The sequence below is a fragment of the Verminephrobacter aporrectodeae subsp. tuberculatae At4 genome (assembly GCF_000193225.1).
GTDB classification, from domain to species: Bacteria; Pseudomonadota; Gammaproteobacteria; order Burkholderiales; family Burkholderiaceae_C; genus Acidovorax; species Acidovorax aporrectodeae.
The window spans coordinates 1-20582 of the sequence record NZ_AFAL01000409.1; the positions used below are offsets into that span (position 1 = coordinate 1).

11 protein-coding genes and 2 pseudogenes are annotated in these 20582 nt (G+C 63.7%); 10 read left to right on the forward strand and 3 right to left on the reverse strand.

Annotated elements, in window-relative coordinates; translation table 11 throughout:
- The 10 genes and pseudogenes from VTU_RS33590 to VTU_RS0111990 all read left to right on the forward strand — a co-directional run.
- Nucleotides 1–1216, forward strand: a 1216-nt coding sequence (locus VTU_RS33590; protein WP_010104500.1) for a DUF5691 domain-containing protein, incomplete at its 5' end; no start/stop codon positions are given.
- Nucleotides 1213–2292, forward strand: coding sequence for an ATP-binding protein (locus tag VTU_RS0111950; protein ID WP_010104501.1), 1080 nt, complete (start codon nucleotides 1213–1215; stop codon nucleotides 2290–2292). The genes VTU_RS33590 and VTU_RS0111950, both read left to right, overlap by 4 nt.
- Before the next feature lie 20 nt (nucleotides 2293–2312).
- On the forward strand, nucleotides 2313–4664 hold the full coding sequence (locus tag VTU_RS0111955) for a DUF5682 family protein (protein ID WP_010104502.1): 2352 nt from the start codon (nucleotides 2313–2315) through the stop codon (nucleotides 4662–4664).
- Nucleotides 4661–5872 carry a VWA domain-containing protein gene (locus tag VTU_RS0111960; protein ID WP_010104503.1) on the forward strand — a complete coding sequence of 404 codons (1212 nt, stop codon included), beginning with the start codon at nucleotides 4661–4663 and terminating at the stop codon, nucleotides 5870–5872. The genes VTU_RS0111955 and VTU_RS0111960 overlap by 4 nt, the downstream gene beginning before the upstream one ends.
- A 352-nt stretch (nucleotides 5873–6224) precedes the next feature.
- Nucleotides 6225–10367, forward strand: a complete 4143-nt coding sequence (locus VTU_RS32260; protein ID WP_050809496.1) for a two-partner secretion domain-containing protein — start codon at nucleotides 6225–6227, stop codon at nucleotides 10365–10367.
- Nucleotides 10283–15103 carry a hemagglutinin repeat-containing protein gene (locus tag VTU_RS30725; RefSeq protein ID WP_050809497.1) on the forward strand — a complete coding sequence of 1607 codons (4821 nt, stop codon included), beginning with the start codon at nucleotides 10283–10285 and terminating at the stop codon, nucleotides 15101–15103. The genes VTU_RS32260 and VTU_RS30725 overlap by 85 nt, the downstream gene beginning before the upstream one ends.
- Nucleotides 15104–15105: 2 nt before the next feature.
- Nucleotides 15106–15564: a hypothetical protein gene (locus VTU_RS32750; RefSeq protein ID WP_138927870.1), complete on the forward strand. Its 459-nt coding sequence runs from the start codon at nucleotides 15106–15108 to the stop codon at nucleotides 15562–15564.
- 345 nt (nucleotides 15565–15909) lie between these two features.
- Nucleotides 15910–16238, forward strand: a pseudogene (locus VTU_RS35865) (DUF6984 family protein).
- A 154-nt stretch (nucleotides 16239–16392) separates the two neighbouring features.
- Nucleotides 16393–18117, forward strand: a complete 1725-nt coding sequence (locus VTU_RS0111985) for a ShlB/FhaC/HecB family hemolysin secretion/activation protein (protein WP_029554335.1) — start codon at nucleotides 16393–16395, stop codon at nucleotides 18115–18117.
- An 8-nt stretch (nucleotides 18118–18125) separates the two neighbouring features.
- The gene (locus VTU_RS0111990) at nucleotides 18126–18644 is read left to right on the forward strand and encodes a toxin-activating lysine-acyltransferase (RefSeq protein ID WP_010104511.1); all 519 of its coding nucleotides are present in this window, start codon (nucleotides 18126–18128) and stop codon (nucleotides 18642–18644) included.
- A 61-nt stretch (nucleotides 18645–18705) separates the two neighbouring features.
- On the opposite strand, the pseudogene VTU_RS27020 reads toward VTU_RS0111990, so the two are convergent.
- From VTU_RS27020 to VTU_RS0112005, 3 genes and pseudogenes are all read right to left on the reverse strand, one after another.
- A pseudogene (locus VTU_RS27020) lies at nucleotides 18706–19230 on the reverse strand (nucleotidyl transferase AbiEii/AbiGii toxin family protein); the annotation flags it as partial.
- The gene (locus VTU_RS0112000) at nucleotides 19214–20035 is read right to left on the reverse strand and encodes a type IV toxin-antitoxin system AbiEi family antitoxin domain-containing protein (RefSeq protein WP_029554336.1); all 822 of its coding nucleotides are present in this window, start codon (nucleotides 20033–20035) and stop codon (nucleotides 19214–19216) included. The pseudogene VTU_RS27020 and the gene VTU_RS0112000, both read right to left, overlap by 17 nt.
- A 262-nt stretch (nucleotides 20036–20297) precedes the next feature.
- On the reverse strand, nucleotides 20298–20582 hold a 285-nt coding region (locus VTU_RS0112005; protein ID WP_010104514.1), incomplete at its 5' end, for an Lrp/AsnC family transcriptional regulator.

Here is a 20582-nt window from a genome sequence, read left to right on the forward strand (position 1 = left end):
CATCCCGACGCCCCTGCTGCGCCAGGCACTGGACCTGGGGGCCAAGACTGCGGCGCTGCGCGATGCAGTGACGCGCGTTCTGGGCGCGCGCGGCCGCTGGCTCGCGCTGCAGGACGCCTCCTGGTCCTACGCCAGGTCGGCTGCGGACGGGGACGACGCAGCGAAATGGAACTTCGGCTCGCTCCAACAGCGCACCGACGTTCTGCAGCGCCAACGCCAGTGCGCTCCCGACGCGGCGCGCGCGCGCCTGTTGGACGGAATCAAACAGCAGCCACCCGGCGAGCGGGCAGTCCTGCTCGGCACCCTGCGCGTGAATCTCTCGCTGCGCGACGAGCCCGATCTCCAAAAGCTCCTGTCGGATCGCAAACACGAACCCCGGCGCGTCGTGGTCGGCCTGCTCGCATCCCTGCCGCAGAGTGCTTTCGCGCAGCGGATGCAGTTCCGCCTGGCAACATTGCTGAAGAAAAAGAAAGGGCTTTTCGGAGGATCGTGGGAAATCGATCCGCCCGAACGGTTTGAGGAGGGTTGGAAGTCCGACGGCCTGCTGTCGGAAAAGCCCGCCGGACAGCCACTCGGCGAACGCGCCTGGTGGCTGCTGCAGCTGGTCGCATCGACGCGGCCCGCGTGGTGGTGCGAGCACACCGGTTTGCCGCCGGACAAGCTGGTCCGTTGGGCCGCGCAGGGCCTCTGGGCCGATTCGCTCATCGGAGGGTGGCTCCAGGCCCTCGAGGTCATGGACGCCCCGGGCTGGCCCCAGGCGCTGTTGCGGCACGCGCGCGAGCAAGACCAGCGGCGCGCCAGAGACATGCTCATGCAGCGGATTTCCGCTTCCGAACAGGATGCGGCCTGGCTGCGCCAACTGGCATCGGACGGCGCGATAAGCGTTGCCCAGAGTGTGCTGGACTGCCCCACGGGTCAGAGCGTCTCTGCCGCGCTGTCGAAGGCCCTCGTGGCCGGCCTCCTCGGCGAATACGCGCAGGAGAAAAACGCCTGGTACACGCATTTAATTTTGCCCCACACCCTGCCCGAAATCGTCTGTGTCCTCGACCCCGGCGCGCTCGGCCCGCTGCAGAACCTGCCTGTCCCCGAGGGGGCTGGCGCGTCGATACAGAAGGCCCTGCGGCAGACCCAGACCAACATCCAGATCCGCTTGGCGTTCCCCGCGTGGATCGCCACTGCACCCGATTCGACCCCACCCGAGCACACAGCACCATGAGCCAACTTCTCCGCCACCACGCCGAACAGGTCTTCGCCCAGGAGATCGAAGAACTGATCGCGCAAGACACGCATCAGCGCCCGCAGAACTGGAAGATGTCGCCCTGGGCCGTGGTGACCTACCTGGTCGGCGGCAAACTGCAAAATGGTTTCGCCGTCACGCCCAAGTACATCGGCCAGCGGCGCCTCATGGAAATCGCGGTTTCCACGCTGACCACCGACCGCGCGCTGCTGCTGTACGGCGTTCCCGGAACCGCCAAGTCGATCGTCTCCGAGCACTTGGCCGCCGCCATCTGTGGCGACTCGACACGCCTCATCCAGGGCACGGCCGGAACCAGCGAGGAGCAAATCCGCTACGGCTGGAACTACGCGCTGTTGCTGTCCCAAGGGCCCAGCGATGCGGCGCTTGTCCCCAGCCCCCTGATGAACGCCATGCGGGACGGGGCGATCTGCCGCATCGAGGAGCTGACGCGCATTCCTGCCGACGTGCAGGACACGCTGATCACGGTCTTGTCAGAAAAAACCATGCCGGTTGCGGAGCTGAACTCCGAAGTCCAGGCGGTGCGCGGCTTCTCGGTGATCGCCACGGCAAACAACCGCGACAAGGGCGTGAACGAGCTGTCGAGCGCCCTGAAGCGGCGCTTCAACACCGTGATCCTGCCCGTGCCGGCAAGCGAAGACGAGGAGGTCCGGATCGTCGTCCAGCGCGTCACCGAAATGGGTCGCGCGCTCGAACTCCCCGCAGAGGTGCCCGCGCTCAAGGAGATCCGCCGGGTGGTCCAGATCTTTCGCGAGCTACGCAATGGCCACACCGAAGATGGCCGATCCAAGGTAAAGACGCCTTCCGGAACGCTTTCCTCGGCGGAGGCCATCTCCGTGCTCACGAATGGCATGTCCCTGGCGGCGCACTTCGGCGACGGCGAATTGCGCGCCGACGACATCGCCAGCGCAATGATCGGCGCCATCGTTCAGGACCCGGTCCAGGACGCCGTGGTCTTCGGCGAGTACCTGGACACGATCGTCAAGGAGCGTTCGGGCTGGGCCGATCTGTATCGCGCGCTGCGCGAGCGCGTCTGAAGGGCGACGCAGTCGGCACCATGACCGGACCCGCATCCCCATTCCACATCTTCGGCATCCGGCACCACGGACCGGGGTGCGCGCGCACGCTCGTGCGCACGCTCGACGCGCTCGCGCCCGACTGCATCCTCGTCGAAGGCCCGCCCGAGGCGAACGACATGCTCGGGTACATCGCGCACGCGCAGATGGAGCCGCCCGTCGCCCTGCTCGTGCACGCGAGGGACGACACGGCCAACTCCTTGTTCTATCCGCTCGCCGAGTTCTCGCCCGAATGGCAGGCCCTGCGTTGGGCGCTCGCGCACGCCGTCCCGGCCCGGTTCATGGATCTGCCAGCGGCGAACATCCTGGCCCTGCGCCCCGAAGCGGCTGCGCAGATCGAGCCCGCGGCAGACGCGCAGCCGGACCCCGACCAGGCGCTGCCCGAGCCCTGCGCGCCTGCGGCCGATGCATCCAATGCCGATGCCGATGCCGACATCAACACCGACGCCACCGATCAGCAGCCTTGGTCGAACGATCCCCTGGACTGCCTCGCCCAAGCCGCGGGCCACGCCGACGGCGAGGCCTGGTGGAATCACCTGGTCGAGGAACGCGGCGAGGGGCAGGACCTCTTCCTGGCCATCGCAGAAGCCATGCGCGCCCTGCGCGAGCAGTTGCCCGATGGCCTGCACCGCAGCGCAGACGACACCCGGCACGAGACGCTGCGCGAAGCGCATATGCGCCAGACCATGCGCCAAGCCCTGAAGGACGGGTTCGGCCGCATCGCCGTGGTCTGCGGGGCATGGCACCTGCCGGCCCTGGAGGCGCATCCCCCGGCAAAGGCGGATGCCGCGCTGCTCAAGGGGCTGCCTGCGACCAAGACGAGCGCCACCTGGGTGCCCTGGACTTACCCGCACCTGAGCCGCACCAGCGGCTATGGGGCGGGCGTCCATGCGCCCGGCTGGTACGAGCACCTGTGGTCGCACGACCCCGCGCTCAGCCCGCGCTCGGTCGCGTGGCTCGCGCACGTCGCCGCCCTGCTGCGCAGCAAGGACATCGACTGCTCGTCGGCGCACATCATCGAAGCCGCGCGCCTGGCGGATACGCTCGGCACGCTGCGTGGCCGGCGGGCGCCGGGCCTGGAAGAGATCAACGAAGCCATCGTGAGCGTCATCTGCATGGGCAACACCGCGCCCATGCAGCTGATCGGGACGCAGCTGATCGTCGGCGAGCGCATCGGGCGTGTTCCGGACACCGTCCCCATGGTCCCGCTGCAACAGGACTGCGAACAATCGCAAAAACGGCTGCGCCTGCGGCCGCAAGCGCTCGCCAAGATCCACGAACTCGATCTGCGCAACGAGACCGACCTGGCCCGCAGCCAGTTGCTGCACCGCCTGCGCATCCTCGGCGTGGACTGGGGGACGCCCAAGGGCGCAGGAAGCACGCGCGGAACCTTCAAGGAAGTCTGGGAACTGGAGTGGGCGCCGGGGTTCTCCGTCGCGCTCATCGAGGCCAGCCGCTGGGGCGCGAACCTCGAAGTGGCCGCAAGCGCCAAGCTCGTCGACGCGTGCCGCAGCACCGAGGAGCTCACGGAACTTGCCCAGGCCATCGACAAGGTCTTGCTCGCGGATCTGAAGTCGGCCGTCGGACCGGTGACCTCGGCCCTGGAGAATCGCGCGTCGCTCACGGGGGACGTGGGTCAGCTTCTCGCCGCGATCGCTCCTCTGGCGAACATCCACCGCTATGGCAGCGTGCGCAAGCTCGATACCGCCGTCGTCGCACGGGTTCTCGACGGCATCATCGTGCGCGCCGGAGTCGGTCTCCTGGCCGCCTGCAGCGGCATCGCGCAGGACCTCGCGCAGGCGCTGCGCGAGCACATTCTGGCTGCGCACGCGGCGATCGGCATGCGCCAGGACGCGCAGCTGTGGGCAGACTGGTCCCGCGCGCTCGGTTGCGTGGCGCGCACCGAAACGGCCGACGCCCTTTTGCGCGGCATGTCCTGCCGCCTGCTGTTCGACGCGCAGGTCTTCGACGGCGCGCAGGTGGCGCAGCAGCTCGCACGGAATCTTTCGCCGGCCAACGACCCCTTGCGGGCGAGCAACTGGCTCGATGGATTCCTCAACCGCAACGCCCTGGTCCTGCTGCACGACACGGCGCTCTGGAGCCTGGTCGATGACTGGGTCGCGACGCTTGCGCCAGAGCCTTTCATCAGCATTCTTCCCCTCGTCCGGCGCACTTTCTCGGCCTTTGACAAGACCGCGCGCAGCAGCCTGGGCCAGCTTGCCGCGCGCGAAGTCAGCGCGCCCGCCCTCCCCCGTGCAAGGCTTTTCTGGAACGAGGAGCGGGCCGCGCAGGCCCTGCCCGTCCTGGCCAAAATCTTCGGAATCACCGCATGAACGAGCCCATGGACAACGACGACCCGCTGCGCGCCGACACGGCCGGGCGCCTGCAACGCTGGCGCCTCATTCTCGGAACCGAGGCCGAGGAAAGCTGCGGCAAGCCCGACGGCTCGTTCGACGAAATCGACAAGGCCCTTGCCACGCTGTACGAGCCTGACGGACAAGCAGCTTTTGGCAAGGGTCGCCGCAGGACCGCTGTCGCCCGCTGGCTGGGCGACATTCGCAAGTACTTCCCCTCGGCGGTCGTGCAGGTGATGCAACACGACGCCATGGAGCGCTTGAACCTGCGCGAACTGCTTGTCCAACCTGAAATGCTCGGACACGTTGTGCCGGACGTTCATCTCGTGGCGGACATCATGGCGCTCAGCGGGGTCATCCCCGAGGAGACCAAACACACTGCGCGGATCGTGGTGCGCAAGGTCGTCGACGAACTCATGCAAAAGCTCGCAGCGCCAATGCGGATGGCGGTTTCCGGGGGCATCAACCGCAGCGTGCGCAACAACCGGCCCCGGTTTGCCGAAATCGACTGGAACCGGACGATTCGCGCCAACCTGCGCCACTACCAAGCGGCGTACCGCAGCATCGTCCCGGAACGCCTCATCGGCTTCGGCCGCAAGATGCGCAGACCGCAGCGCGAAGTGCATCTGGTCATAGACCAAAGCGGATCGATGGCCCACTCCATCGTCTACAGCTCGATCTTCGGCGCGGTCATGGCGTCCATGCCGGTGCTCATGACCCGCCTGGTCCTGTTCGACACGCACGTCGTGGACATGACCGATGCACTCGAAGACCCCGTTGACCTCCTCTTTGGCGTCCAGTTGGGTGGCGGCACCGCCATCGAAGGGGCCGTGGGCTACGCACAGGGCCACATCCGCGATCCGCGCAACGCGATCATGGTGCTCATCTCGGACCTCTACGATAGCGAGGTGAGCGCCAAGCTGATCGCCCGCGCCATGGAACTGCTGGCGTCGGGCGTGCAACTCATCGTCCTGCTGGCGCTTTCGGACGAGGGCAAGCCAACCTACGACCAGGCGCTTGCCGCCAAACTGGCCGCCATCGGCGCTCCCTGCTTCGCCTGCACGCCCGCGCATTTCCCGGGGCTCATGGCCGCCGCAATCAAGCGCGAGGACGTGAATATTTTTGCTTCCAAAGCAGGAATGGTCACGGTCGCGCCCGAGCAGCAGTCATTGCGCCAAACCGCGTAGCCGCCCCACCCCCCCCCCGCACGCCGGAGTCCATTGGCACAGGGGACGATTCCGCGGGCCCCGTGCGCATGGCGGATCTCCACCCGGTTGCGGCCAGCGCAACACCAAGGGTTTTTCCGAGTTCAAATCGCACCCAGATCCCGCTCATTCGTTACTTGAGTAACGTACAATTGGCGACTATTACTGCAAGCCAAGCGCAAGAACACCGGCCGGCGAGCCGGGCCAGCGCACCAGACCCCGGGTGTCACCGCACAGCGTGTGGCTGATTGCCACAGGCGTGGTGATGCCACCGCATCGCCAAGCGTTCCCGGGAATCACCCTCTCTCAGACCCCTGTGCGCAAAGAGTAATCCATGAACCAACACCGCCATCGCATCATCTTCAACCAAGCGCGCGGCATCCTGATGGCCGTCGCCGAAACGGCGCGGGGCCATGGCGGGGCAGGTGGCGAAGCGCCGGCCCCCGGGCACGCATCGCACGGCAAGCCGCACGCCTTGCTTGCAACGATCAAACCGCTGACCTTCCTGGTCTGGGGTTTGCTCGGGCTGGTCATGGCCCCCGTGGCCCGGGCGCAAATCATTGCGGACCCGAATGCCCCCGGAAATCAACGCGCGACGGTCCTGTCCGCGCCCAACACGGTGCCGCTGGTGAATGTCCAAACGCCCAGCGCCGCGGGGGTTTCGCGCAATACCTACAGCCAATTCGACGTGCAGCCGCAGGGGGCGATCCTGAACAACAGCCGGACCAACGTGCAAACCCAACTCGGCGGTTGGGTTCAGGGAAACCCCTGGATGGCCAAGGGCAGCGCGCGCGTGATCCTGAATGAAGTCCATTCCAGCAACCCGAGCCTGCTGCGCGGCTACGTGGAGGTCGCCGGGCAGCGCGCGCAGGTCGTGATTGCGAATCCCTCGGGGGTGGGCTGCGACGGCTGTGGCTTCATCAACGCGCAGCGCGCCACGGTCACCACAGGCACGCCGCTCATGAACGGCGGCAACCTGGAGGGGTTTCGCGTGCAGCGTGGCACGGTGACGGTCACGGGCCATGGCATGGACGCCAAGAGCACCGATTACACCGACCTGATCGCCCGGGCCGTGCAGGCCCATGCGGGCATTTGGGCCAAGGAGTTGAAGGTGCTCGCGGGCGCCAACCAGGTCCGCGTGGATCCAGGCACCGGCGACTCCAGCGTGGGCCAGACCATGGCCGGCACGGGCACGGGCACGGCCCCGGGGTTTGCCATGGACAGCGCGCAGCTCGGCGGGATGTACGCCGAAAAAATCACTTTATTGGCAACCGAGGCGGGCGTTGGCGTGCGCAACGCGGGCAAGCTCTACGCCAGCGCGGGGGACGTGCTCATCAGCGCCGACGGCCAGTTGCAGAACGCGGGGCAGATCACCAGCAGCGCGCAGACCCGGATCGACACGCAGCAGGGCGTGCAGAACACGGGCACCATCCACGCCCGGGGCAACGCCGAAATCACCACCCGCGCAGACATCGACAACCGGGGCGTTCTCGCCGCGCAGGGCGACACCACGCTGAATGCGACCGGTGCGCGGAGCCAAATCACCAGCCACAGCGGCTCCGTGCTGGGCGCGGGCGTGCGCACCGACGGCAGTCTGGGCACAACCGGCACGCTCAGCGCGAACGCCAGCCAGTCCATCGCAGCGCATGGACAAAACCTGAGCGGCGGCGATCAGCGCCTGAGCGCAGGAGCCATCGATCTGTCGGGCAGCCAAACCAGTGCGCGCAATCTCTCAGCGACAGCCAGCCAGGGGGACATCCATTTCGCCAACGCCACGGTCGTGGTCAGCCAAACACTGAGCGCGAACGCGCACCAGACGCTGCGCACCGATGGGGCCCAGGTCTCGGCCGAGCAAATCCATGCGCGGGCCCACGACCTCTCGAACGTGGACGGCCAGATCGCCCAAACGGGCCAGGCCGACATGGCGCTCGATTTACCGGGAAACCTGGACAACACCCGAGGTCGCTTAGCGAGCAACAGCAGCAACATAAACATCCGCGCCAACACGCTGACGAATACGCAGGGCCGGATCGAGCACGCGGGCACGGGCACGCTGGCGATCGGGGCCACTGCGCTGCGTGGTGCCCAGGGCACGATCTCCAGCCATGGCGCCCTGGATCTGACGGCCCCTTCCGCGGTGCTCGATCGGGCCACGACAACCGCCCGGCAACTGAATATCCGCAGCACCCGGCTCTCGCACCGGGGCGGCCGCATGACGCATACCGGCAGCGATGCGGCCCACATTGCCGCGAGCCAGCAACTGGATAACACCGGGGGCACGATCTCCAGCCATGGCGCGACCACGCTGACCGTCGGTGCGCTGAAGAACCAGGGCGGCAGCATACAGACGGCGGGGTCTGAGGACGCGCACCTCACGATCACGGCCAGCGCCGGGATCGACAACGGCAACGCGGGCAGCATTTCCAGCAGCGGCAACGCGGCGATTGCGGCGCAGAGCATCGACAACACCGAGGGCAAAATCAGCGCCGGGCAAGCGCTGACCGTGCGTGCCACGCAGGCCATCGAGAACACCCGCGGCACGATCGCAGCCACGGACCAGCTCAGCCTGAGCGCGAATCAAATCAACAACCAGGCGGGCACCATCGGCTCCGTCCAGGGCGGGGTCGAACTCACGGTCCAGGGCGGCGCGCTGAACAACCGGGAAGGGCGCATCGAAGCCGCGCAGGCAACGACGATTTCCGCATCGGGAATCACCAACACCGATGGCGTGATCTCGGGAAAGACCCTGAGCGCCAACAGCCAGAACCAGAGCTTCGACAACACGCGCGGCAAGTTGATCGCAACGGGCACGCAGGAGACCGACACGCTGGCCGTTCGGAGCGGGGCCCTGACGAACGACGGCGGTCTGATCCAGGGCGCATCCGCATTGACAGTCGATACCCACGGCCAGACGCTGCGCAACACCCAATCGGGGAGCAGCGGCGGCATCGTGGGCCAAAGCAGCGTGCATCTGCGCACGGGCGACCTCGACAACCAGGCGGGCTATATCGGAAGCAAGGCCGCGCTGCGCATCGACGGCGCGGCGCTCACGAATACGCAGGCCGGCAAAATCGTCAGCAGCGCAGCCGCGGCGATCCACGCCGACTCCCTGGACAACCAAGGCGGGCAGGTCCAGGCCGTAGGCGATATCGACCTTCGCCTGCGCGGCAGCCTGGACAACACCGGCAGCCTGCTGCGCTCCGGTCAGCAACTGCGCATCGACGCGGAAAGCTTGCGCAACGCCAACACCCGCGGGGACAACCAGGGTCTGGAAGGCAAGGACCTGGTCCTGCGCGCCGCCCACATCGACAACACCGCAGGCGCAATCCGCTCGAGCAACGACGTGACCCTGACCAGCAGCGCAAGCCTGAACAACGCGCAAGGGCTGATCAGCGCAAGGAATACCCTGACCCTCCAGGACACCGGGGCCACCAAGGCGCTGGCGATCACGAATACCGGGGGGACGCTGATTGCCGATCGGCAACTCAGCGTCCACAGCGCCAGCCTCTCTGGCGACGGGGAGGCCATGAGCCTGGGTGATTTGCACATCCAGCTGAGCCAAAGCCACGTGAACGCCGGCAGGATCGTGGCCAATGGCAACGCCCGCGTGGAAGTCGGCGCCACGTTCACGAACCAGGGCACGCTGACGGCCGGGAACACGCTCGATGTCAGGGCCGCAGACATGGACAACCAGGCGGGCGGCAGCATTTCCGCGAACCGGGTCGAACTGCGAGCCACCGGTGCGTTGGACAACCGGGGCAGCATCAACGCCAGGGAAACGGTGCTCAAAGCCCAGACCCTGAACAACCTGGGCACCGGAAAAATCTATGGGGACCACGTCGCCCTGGGCGCGACCACGGTGACGAATACCGCCGAGGACGGCAAGGCAGCGGTCATTGCCGCGCGCAATCGGCTCGACGTGGGCGCGGACACCATCAACAACCGCGAACACGCCATCCTGTTCAGCGGCGCGGATCTGGCCATCGGCGGCAGCCTCGACGCCAGCGACCGCGCCACCGGGCAGGCCACGGCGCTGAACAACGCGAGCGCCACCATCGAGGCCATAGGCAGCGCGCACATCAGCGCCAAGACCGTCAGCAACACCAACCAGGACTTCCACACCACCATCAAGACCTCGGAAAAAACATTCTTGAGTACCAAGGCACTTGCATCGCCCCCACGGAATGGGGGGACCAGGACTGCAAACCCGCAGGCCCGACCAAGCGCTACGCCGCGGGCACGCCGGGTGTCGAGATCTTCCACGACGAATCCGATCATCTGCGCACCCCGGACAATGGATATGAAATCTGGCTCGCGTACAACTACACGCGCCGCATCCGGGAACCCCATATCGATAAAACGGACCCCGGAAAAATCATCTCCGGCGGCGCCATGCAGATCACGGCGGACACCGTCCACAACGACAAGAGCCAGATCATTGCCGGCGGCAGCATCACCGGCGCCATCGGCAAGCTGAACAACACGGACGCCAAAGGCGAGCGCGTCATCACGGAGATCGGCACCGTGACCACTTACTCGCGGGAGCGCCATAAGGGACGCGACAAGAGCAAAAGCCTCGTCGCGGACTACAAGCCCGCAGACACGGTTGAGGAGGTCTCCCTGGAATCCGTGGTCTACCGCGAAAACGCCGATTCCAGCGCCGGCACGGGCCCCGAGATTGCGCGCCTGTCCACCGATGCCGTGGACCAAACGCCGGACGCGGTGGGCAAGGCCAGCGGCTCCACGCAGGGGGCCCAGCGCCTCACGCCGATCACGGAGGTGGTGCCCGCCGCGCGCAGCAACGCCAGCGGCCCGGCCACCGTGGTGCGCACCGGGGGCATAAACACCACGGTGCCGAACAACAGCCTGTTTGCGCTCACGCCCAATTCCGCAGCGCATTACCTGGTGGAAACCGACCCGGCCTTTGCCAACTACCAAAACTGGCTGGGTTCAGACTACCTGCTGAGCGCCCTGTCCATCGATCCGGCGCGGGTCCAGAAGCGTTTGGGCGACGGCTTCTACGAGCAGAAACTGATCCGCGAGCAGGTCGCGCAGCTCACGGGCCGGCGCTTTCTCGCCGGATACGAAAACGACGAAGCGCAGTACCGGGCCCTGATGAACAGCGGCGTGAGCTTTGCCAAGGCGCATCACCTCGTCCCCGGCGTCGCGCTCTCCGCCGCACAAATGGCGCAGCTAACCAGCGACATTGTCTGGCTGGTAGAAAAAGACATTACCCTGGCCGACGGCAGCACGGCCAAAGCGCTGGTGCCCCAACTCTATGCGCAGGTGCAAAGCGGCGATTTGCAAGCCGGCGGCGCCCTGATTGCGGGCAATAACGTCCAGCTCGATCTGACAGGCAATCTGCTCAATAGCGGAACCATTGCGGGGCGGCAGGTGGTTTCCCTGAGCGCCGAAAACATCGACAACCTCGGCGGACGCATTCTCGGCCAGGACGCACACCTTGCTGCGCGCACCGACCTGAACACCATCGGGGGCAGCATTACCGCCAGCGACAGCCTGGTGGCCACGGCCGGGCGCGACATCAACGTCGAATCCAAGACCCGCACGCAGCACAACGCGCAAGGCAGCCGAACCCACGTCGATCGCGTCGCCGGGCTGTACGTCACGGGCAGCGCAGGAACCCTGTTGGCCAGCGCCGGACGCAACGCGAATCTGATTGCCGCGGCGATCCAGAACCAGGGCAGCGGCGATACCCGCATTACCGCAAAAAACAACGTCAACCTCGGCACGGTCACGCAGGGCCAGAGCGACCACATCGTCTGGAACCACACGACCCAGCGCAGCGATGCGCGCCAGAGCGAAGTGGGCACGCAAATCCAGGCCCAGGGAAACGTGCGCCTGCAAGCGGGCAACGACCTCAACGCCAGGGCCGCCGACGTCACGAGCACGCACGGCGCGCTGACCGCCGTCGCGGGCAACGACGTGAACCTCTCCGCGGGCCAGGCCCGGGCCCAAATCGACGACGCGCGCCAGTCCAGGAGCCGCAGCAGCATTTTCTCCAGCAAGACCACGACCCGGCGCGACACGCTGGATCAGACCACCGCGCAGGCGACGACCTTCTCCGGAAAAACCACGACCATCCTCGCCGACCGGGACATCACCCTCACGGGCAGCAACGCCGTCAGCGACAACGGGACCACGCTTGTCGCAAAAAACAATGTCCGCATCCAGGCAGCGACCAATACCACGCAGGAAAGCCAGTTCAAGGACGAGAAAAAATCCGGCATCTTCAGCGGCGGCGGCCTGAGCGTCACGATCGGCACGCAGCAGCAAAGCACCGACAAGAAAGGGGTTTCCACGACCGCAGCCGCCTCGACGGTGGGCAGCACGCAGGGCGACGTCATCATTCGCGCAGGCCAGAGCTACACCCAAACGGGCAGCGACGTGCTCGCGCCCCAAGGCAATATTGCGATCGACGCCAAACGCATCGAGGTGCTGGAAGCGCGCGAAACCAGCCGCGACCAGACGGAGACCCAATTCAGGCAAAGCGGCCTGACGATTGCGCTCAGCAACCCCGTGACCAACGCCATCCAGACAGCAGAGCAAATGAAGTCTGCGGCGAGCAAGACGAGCGACTCGCGCATGCAGGCACTCGCACTGGCCAGCACGGCGCTCAGCGCCAAAAACGCCATGGACGCCGTGCAGGCCAACCCCGGCGAAGCCGGAGGAATCAACCTGAGCATCAGCATCGGCTCCTCCAGCAGCCAGAGCAATAGCACGCAAACCAGCAACCGGGCCGCAGGATCGACCGTGGCCGCGGGCGGCAACATCAGCATGGTCGCCAGCGGCGCCGGACAGGACAGCAACCTCACGATCCAGGGCAGCACCGCCCGGGCGGGAAACAATATCCAGCTCAGCGCCGACAACAAGGTCAACCTGCTGGCCGCAAAAAACACGACCGAACAACACGGCACGAACAAGAACTCCAGCGCCAGCATCGGGGTGTCGTTTGGCACCGATGGCTTTCTGGTCACGGCCAGCGCCAGCCGCGGCCGCGGCAAGGCCGACGGCAACGACGTGACGTGGACCAACACCCATGTGGACGCCGGCAATCAACTCAGCATCCGCTCGGGCGGAGATACGACCCTCCAAGGCGCGGTCGCAAGCGGCAAGCAGGTCATCGCCGACGTGGGCGGCAATCTGAAAATCGAAAGCCTGCAAGACACCAGCCAATTTGCCAGCACACAGCAAAGCGTCGGTGGGAGCATCTCCGTCGGCGTCGGCAAGGTGGGCGGCAGCCTGAATATCAGCAAGAGCAACGCCAAGGGCGATTTTGCCAGCGTGACCGAGCAATCGGGAATCAAGGCCGGCGACGGCGGATTCCAGATCAACGTCAAAGGCAATACGGACCTCAAGGGCGCCGTCATCACCAGCACGGACCGGGCCGCGCAAGACGGAAGAAACAGCCTGAATACCGCCACACTCACGCAGAGCGACATCCAGAACCGCGACAACCACGATGCGAGCGGCTTCAGCATTGGCATTTCCTCCAGCGGTGGCGGCAGCGCCGGCATGGGCTCGGACAAGGGCAGCCAGAGCAGCACCACGCAGTCCGGAATCAGCCAAGCGGCCGTCACGATTACCGACAACGCCAAACAGCAGGACCTGACGGGCAAAACCGCAGCAGAAACCGTCGCAACGCTGAACCGCGACGCATCCACGGACAAGAACACCAGCGCAGCCCTGACCCGGGCGCGCGACGGCAACCAGTTGATTGCCGACGTGCAGGCGCAGAGCCAGATTACTGCGGCGTTTGGAGCCAATGCCGCCAAACAGGTGGGACACTACGCGGGCAACAAGGCCAGAGAACTGCGCAGCCAGGGCAACGACGCCGAAGCCAAGAAATGGGACGAAGGCGGCGAATACCGCGTCATATTGCACACCGCAGCCGGGGCGCTCGGGGGCGGACTGCAGGGCGCAGCAGGCGCGGCAGCCAGTGCGACCGCCATGGCCGAAATCGGCAAGGCCATCGACAACATGGACGTGCCGGCCCCCGTCAAGCAGGTCCTGGGCGCCGTGGCCGCCGCGGCCATTGGCACGGCCGCAGGCGGCGGCGCGGGCGCTGCGGCGGCATTCAACACCGATTTGAATAATCGGCAGTTGCATCCCAGCGAAGAGCAGTGGCTCAAGAGCCGGGCCAAAGACTTTGCCAAAAAAGAAGGCATCAGCGAACAACAAGCCATGGAGCGGCTGACGCAGCAAGCGCTCAAGGACGTGGACTATCTGTGGCGCAGCCAGTCCACCGACGGCAACGACGCAGCCGCCCAGGAATTTCTGGCAAGCAGCAAACAGACCTTTACCAATGACCTGGGTGAACAGCAAAGGCTGTTTACGACCAACGGCCAGCAGCTGCTGCGGCCCGAAATGTTCGCCGACACGGCCAACCCGGACTTCTACAAGCAGTTTGCCCAAAGCGGCATCAGCCGCAGCCTGACCGATGGACTGCTCAAGGAGTTCAAGGACTCGGGCATTGACATCAAGAACAGCGCCGCAGACCTTGCGGCAAAAGTCAGGGACAACCCGGGCTTGGTGGCGGACGCGGTTTGGGAGACCGTGAAGAACCTGCCCCAGAGCGTGGTGGACAATTTCAAGGAAACAGGAACAGCCATTGGCGAGGGGGCCGCTGGCCTGACCCAGGAACTGTCGAGCAAGATCAATGCGATCTACGGGACGGACACAGCGGCTGCCCGGAAGGCCATTCTGTTTATCCGAACCACGACGGCGATTATGGGAGCAGGGACCGCCGCGAAGACTGCGACGGGCGCCGTGGAGACTGCGGAAAAAACCGCAGCCGCGATTGGGAAGAAGCTGGATAACGTGCTTGAAGAAGTCAAACCATCTAGTACTTTGGCTTCATCTACCCCCTCGGGATCCGTTTTGACCGATAATACGCATGTTGGTATCGGGAATTTTCTGGGGAACGAGAAATATTCTTTTACCGAATCCGCCAAGAAACATTTGACTGAATTTGTAAAGCATGGAGAGAACGCCGGGCGACTTGCAAGGCCTTACATGAACTCCCCCTTGACTATTCAAGGAATAATGTCAACAGGCAAAGGTATTCCTGACGCGACTTTCAAAGATGGAATGAATTGGAAAGTACCGGGAACATTTAGAGGCTCTCAGGGAACTTGGGAATTGGGCATCAATCCCAATACAGGCGTTGTTTACCATTTTAACTTTAAAAAATGAGCATGAAATTTCTTGTGGAATACACCAGTACTTTGGATAAAAAATCTTTGAAGTACAACATCGAAGAATGTTCTTTTGATACTGAACCATCTATCAAAGAAATAAATTTTGACATTGTTTTGAATAAGATAAATCTTACGGTAGTTGACAATGATAATAAAATAGTTCAGCTTTGGGGGTTTAGTGGTTACAACGAATGGATAAAATCCAATCATGAAGCGCCTCCGTGTCAAAAAGGAATATTAAAGGTATTGGATGACCTTGAGCCTGGTTTTTCTTACTGCGTGAGCAAAGATGACTTTCCTGTTTATGTTAACATTCGAACAGGTTGGGTATGTATCGGAAATCCCGAGGGGAAAGGCAGTGTAGTTGAGTTTATAAATAACTGCATCGCGATTATAGATGATGACAAGGAATTTGTGTCACTTTGGCTAAGGCCTGAAAAATTGCCAAATATTTAATTTAATGCAATGAAATTCGTCGAGATTGAGCACAAGGTGTGTGAAGCATCTATTGAAATCCAGCAGTTTTTGAACGACAAGTCCTTGCTGGATATTTCCATGAGCAAGTAGTGCGAACTCAAAAATTCAGTTTGTTGAGTTCAAGGGAAAAGCATTGACTATTAATGAAATATGATTTCGACGACCAACATCAGATCATCGAAAAACGACCGAAGGTTCGCGCTTATCATTTGAATTTCAGAGAACTGAGTATTAATTTTTTTGAATGCCTTCGTGGTCCGCCGCATCATGTAAATAACGGTACTAGGGTGAATTTTAAAGTAAATATCACAATAAGCAAGATACATGGGGGAATTCAGAATCCCAACCGATGAGGAGCTCAGGATCATTGAGTTCCTGATAAAAAAATCGCCAGCAAGCTTTAATGACGACTGGAAGCACGGATTGCTGGTACAACCCATGAATGATGGTGGCATGGGGAGCTTGCGCCTTTTTCCAAGACAGGGAGAAACAGAGGATAGGACGCTTGGATGTCAGATTGGTGAGCATCAGTTTTCTGACGAAGATGGAGTGAATGTGATAATTTCATTAAATACAGACAAGATGGCAATCTGTTTGAGCTTGATGTTTGGAAAACAGATTTCAGTAAGTTGATCAAATTTCCAAATATCTGATGGCATGACAGAAAGCAGACGTTTTTGCACAAATGACAACCGTGGAAAAACCGTCCGCAATCGACCCGAAACTTGAAAGGACCTTCACTTGATCAAACCAAAATCAAAAAACATCCCGGCTGCCCCACAGGAAGCCAGGTATTTATCCGCATTGCTGGGTTCAACGCTCGCCTGCGCAACGGCGCTGCTGGCCGCTACGGCACTCCCTGCTTTTGCGCAGCCGACTCCGGCCCAGTCCGCCGCGGATGCGCTTTTGCGCCAGCAAGAGCGTGAGCGTGTATTGCGCGAGCAGCAGGAGCGCACCCCGGATGCGCGCCTGCCCCAACCGGAGGCGCCCCAGGGGCTGGAGCGCTTGCCCGACAGCGAAACGGACTGCGTCCACATCAAGGGCATCACCTTGATTGGGGACAGTGCGGACTCGTTTCAGTGGGCGATTTCCCATGCAAACCAGCTGGCCGATGGCAGCCCCGATCCGGCGACGGACCGTTGCTTGGGTACGCGCGGTGTGAATCTGGTGATGCGGCGCATCCAGAACGCCATCATCGCGCGTGGTTTTGTTGCCGCGCGTGTCCTCGCGGGCCCGCAGAGCCATTTGGCCGAAGGCCGGCTGGAGCTGACCCTGTTTCCGGGACGGATTCGCCACATCCGGTTTGCGCCCGAAACCGATGGCCGCGCGACGCAGTGGAACGCCGTTCCCGCCCGGCCTGGCGATCTGCTCAACTTGCGCGACATCGAGCAGGCCCTGGAGAACTTCAAGCGGGTTCCTGGCGCTGAAAGCGATATCCAGATCGTTCCCGCCGAGGGGCCGGATGCCGAGCCGGGTCAGAGTGATTTGATCATCCAGTGGAGGCAGGGCTTTCCTTTTCGAGTCAGCCTCTCGGCGGACGATTCCGGGAGCCGGGCCAGCGGGAAATACCAGGGCAGCGTCACCGTCTCCTACGACCACTGGTGGACGCTGAACGACCTGTTCTATATCAGCCGCAGCCACGATCTGGGCGGGGGCGATCCGGGCGCACGGGGCACGCGGGGCCATACCGTGCATTACTCCCTGCCTTTTGGCTATTGGTTGCTCGGGTTCACGGCAAGCCAAAACCGCTACCACCAGTCGGTTCCGGGGGCCACCCAGACCTATGTCTACAGCGGGACCAGCCAGAACGGCGAGGGCAAGCTCTCCCGTCTGATCTACCGCGACGCGGTGCGCAAGACCACGCTGTCCTTGAAGGGCTGGACCCGCGCGTCGAAGAATTTCATCGACGATACCGAGGTCGAGGTGCAACGCCGTCGCACGGCGGGGGTGGACGTCGGCGTTGCGCACCGCGAGTTCATCGGTTCCGCCACGCTCGATGCGAATCTCAATTACCGCCGGGGCACGGGCGCCTGGAATTCCTTGCCGGCGCATGAGGAGGCCTTTGGTGAGGGCACTTCGCGCCCCAAAATCATCACGGCAGACGCACAGTTCAACGCGTCCTTCAGTCCGGGAAACCAGCGTTTGCGCTACACCGGCACTTGGCGTGCGCAATGGAACAGAACCCCTCTGGTGCCGCAAGACCGGTTTTCCATTGGCAGTCGCTACACCGTGCGTGGCTTCGATGGGGAGAACCAGCTTCTCGCGGAACGGGGTTGGCTGCTGCGCAATGATCTGGGATGGGCCCTCGGGCAATCCGGTCAGGAGCTTTATGTCGGGGCCGATTATGGCCAGGTGCGCGGCCCGAGCAGTGGCGTTTTGCTTGGCAAACATTTGAGCGGCGCGGCGATCGGTTTGCGCGGTGCCCTCAAGGGGTTTTCCTACGAAGTTTTTGCCGGCCGGCCCATCAGCCGGCCCAAGGGCTTCAAAACCTCCGGCAGTGTTGCCGGGTTCAGCGCCAACTGGTCGTTTTAACTGCCCGCATGGACAAGACCCCGCTCTCCCTGATCGCCCCCGGTCTGATCGCGCAGACCTGGAGCGAGGCGCCGGTACTGGGAAGCGCCGTCTGGTTGTGGATGCAATCGACATCCCATCGCAATCTTCCCCTGCATACCCTGCCGGTCCTGCTTCTTCCCGCGATCAAGAGCCGCCAGTTCATTCTGGCCAGCGAAGCAGGACGCCCCGTTTTCTATCTCTCATGGGCCAATCTCGACCTGGAAGCGGAACGCCGGTATCTGGCAAACAGCCCGCTCCTGATGCCCGAAGCCGATTGGAATAGCGGGGATCGCATGTGGATTCTCGATTGGGTGGCCCCCTTTGGCCATACGCGGGCCATGAACCATATTCTCAAACGGCAGTTCTTCGCCAATCGCTGCATGCGCGCGCTCGATCACCGGGGCAACGAGCGCGGTCTGCGGATCAGGGCGTATCGCGGCGCGGCCGTCTTGCACGAGGAAGCCAGGGAGTGGTTCACGACCCATCCGGTGGCCTGCCCTGATTGACGCGCGCGCTCCGCGCCGGCGCCCTCCGGTGCTTGTGGGTTGCGTTCGGCGCGGGCCCGGGGAGCAGCGGGCCGATGTCGAACAGGTCGCGAGGATGCTGCCGCGACAACGCGGCAGCCAGCTTGCCGGCATAGAGATCGGCAAAGTCCAGCACCTGCGCGCAAGCGAAGCCGAAAGCCTCCTCGACCCTCGGCCGGACCACCATGTTGCGCACCGGATGCACCGTGCCGCGCATCACCGGCGTCGTCTCGATCTGCACGCGGGCACGACCTCGGCTGGCGACCAGGCGCGTGACGGTCCGCGTTCCCTCGCCCGCCGAGATCTGCACCTGCAACTGCATCGGGCGGGCTCGAAGCAGATTCGCCAGTTGCTCCAGGGCAGCCGCAATCTGGACCGCATCCTCGGCGAAGTCGTGGACGGGCAGCCAAGCAAGGTCGATGTCCACCGACAGCCTGGGAAGGTCATGCTCAAACAGGTTGATCGCCGTCCCGCCCTTGAGCGCGAAACGCGGCTCGCGCGCCAGCACGGGCAGGATGTCGACCAACAGTTGCACCCTGTCGGTGTAGCGCTTATCCCAGGTGCTCATCCAGGTCTCCCGGCAAGGTGATCTGATAGGTGGGGTGCAGGCGCCCACCCGGCACCAGGGATCGCTTGCCCCGGCCCAGGTCCACGCCTTCGAGCGGCGTATGGGACAGCCATGCGTGCCCGTGGCGATGCGCCAGCGCCAGGAACAGGCGCTTGGCCTTGACGCTGCCGCAACGGCGCAGCAGCATGCCGACCCGTTCGGGGCGCAAGGTCGCCATGCCCTGCATCAGCGCATCGGCTTCATAGACCGCCGGCGCGTCCAACACACCATCGCAGAGTTCCAGCATGGCCCGCTCCGGCGTGGAGCAGACCACGGCATCCATGCCCGGGCCGGACTCGCGTCTGTCCAAGCCTTGTTCCAGCAACGCCTTGTCCGGCACCTCTGGCGTGAAATGGAGCACCGGCAGGTCGAACGGCCTCTTGCCGCAGGCCTGCAGGCGCTCGGCCAGCGGCATCTTGGTGGCCCATCCCGGCAACCGATCCGACCCGTAGAGCGTCACCGCGGCCGCCTCGCCCAGGCGCAGGTAGTGCTCATGCCCCTGCCAAGCCAGTGCGAACCGGCCGCCCACGTGCAGGGAAAGCGCTTCCCGCACCTGCAACGCGCGCACCACGCCCTCCCATTGCAGTCGCCCGCCCTGGCGCATGTACACGCCACGCGCGGGCGACACCAGCCAGCCGCTGGCCGCGTAGCGCGCGATCAGGCTGTTGGAGTACCCGTGCGCCTTCAGCCAGCGGCTGGAAACCAATCCGGTATCGCCCAATCCGGCCAGCAGCGGTTTTAGCTTTGACTTATTTTGATCACTCATAGTGATCAAAATACACGTTTCATAAACTTCTGACAATCCCCATGGGTTTAAAAAGTCTTTGAAATGATCACTCCGGGTGCCCTTTCTGCAACTTTTACGAACTCCTTGGGCGGTCGCCCATCTGAGCATCCGCAGGTCAACACCGCCCGGACCCAGCGTTCGAATCGGTCACGGTTCCGAAGTTGGCGGTCACGTTCGCCGAAATACCCAGTTGATGGGCTTGCGCCGGGGGCTGAGCCAATTACGGAAAATTCACACGCGCTCAGCCCCCCGCGCTGCGGCGGTCGATCTTGCGGCTGAGAACGATGCTTGTCTGCGTCTGGTGCACGCCGTCGAGCTGGCCCACGCGGTCGAGCAGGGTGTCGAGTTGCTCGTGGCTCGCGCAGCGCAGGAACACCAGGTAATCAAACGCGCCGCTTACGGCAAAGACCTCCTCGACCTCGGCCATGGCCTGCAGCGCGCCCAGCACGGTGGGCGCCGTTCGGGGGCGCACGCTGATGGAGCACCAGGCGCGCACCGTGCTGGCGTCGAGCCGGGCGCCCAGCCG

Coding starts and splice junctions, on each gene's coding strand:
- VTU_RS30725 (WP_050809497.1), top strand. CDS start 10,283: ATGCAGATCACGGCGGACACCGTCCACAACGACAAGAGCCAGATCATT.
- VTU_RS0111950 (WP_010104501.1), top strand. CDS start 1,213: ATGAGCCAACTTCTCCGCCACCACGCCGAACAGGTCTTCGCCCAGGAG.
- VTU_RS0112000 (WP_029554336.1), bottom strand. CDS start 20,035: ATGAGTGATCAAAATAAGTCAAAGCTAAAACCGCTGCTGGCCGGATTG.
- VTU_RS32260 (WP_050809496.1), top strand. CDS start 6,225: ATGAACCAACACCGCCATCGCATCATCTTCAACCAAGCGCGCGGCATC.
- VTU_RS0111955 (WP_010104502.1), top strand. CDS start 2,313: ATGACCGGACCCGCATCCCCATTCCACATCTTCGGCATCCGGCACCAC.
- VTU_RS32750 (WP_138927870.1), top strand. CDS start 15,106: ATGAAATTTCTTGTGGAATACACCAGTACTTTGGATAAAAAATCTTTG.
- VTU_RS0111960 (WP_010104503.1), top strand. CDS start 4,661: ATGAACGAGCCCATGGACAACGACGACCCGCTGCGCGCCGACACGGCC.
- VTU_RS0111990 (WP_010104511.1), top strand. CDS start 18,126: ATGGACAAGACCCCGCTCTCCCTGATCGCCCCCGGTCTGATCGCGCAG.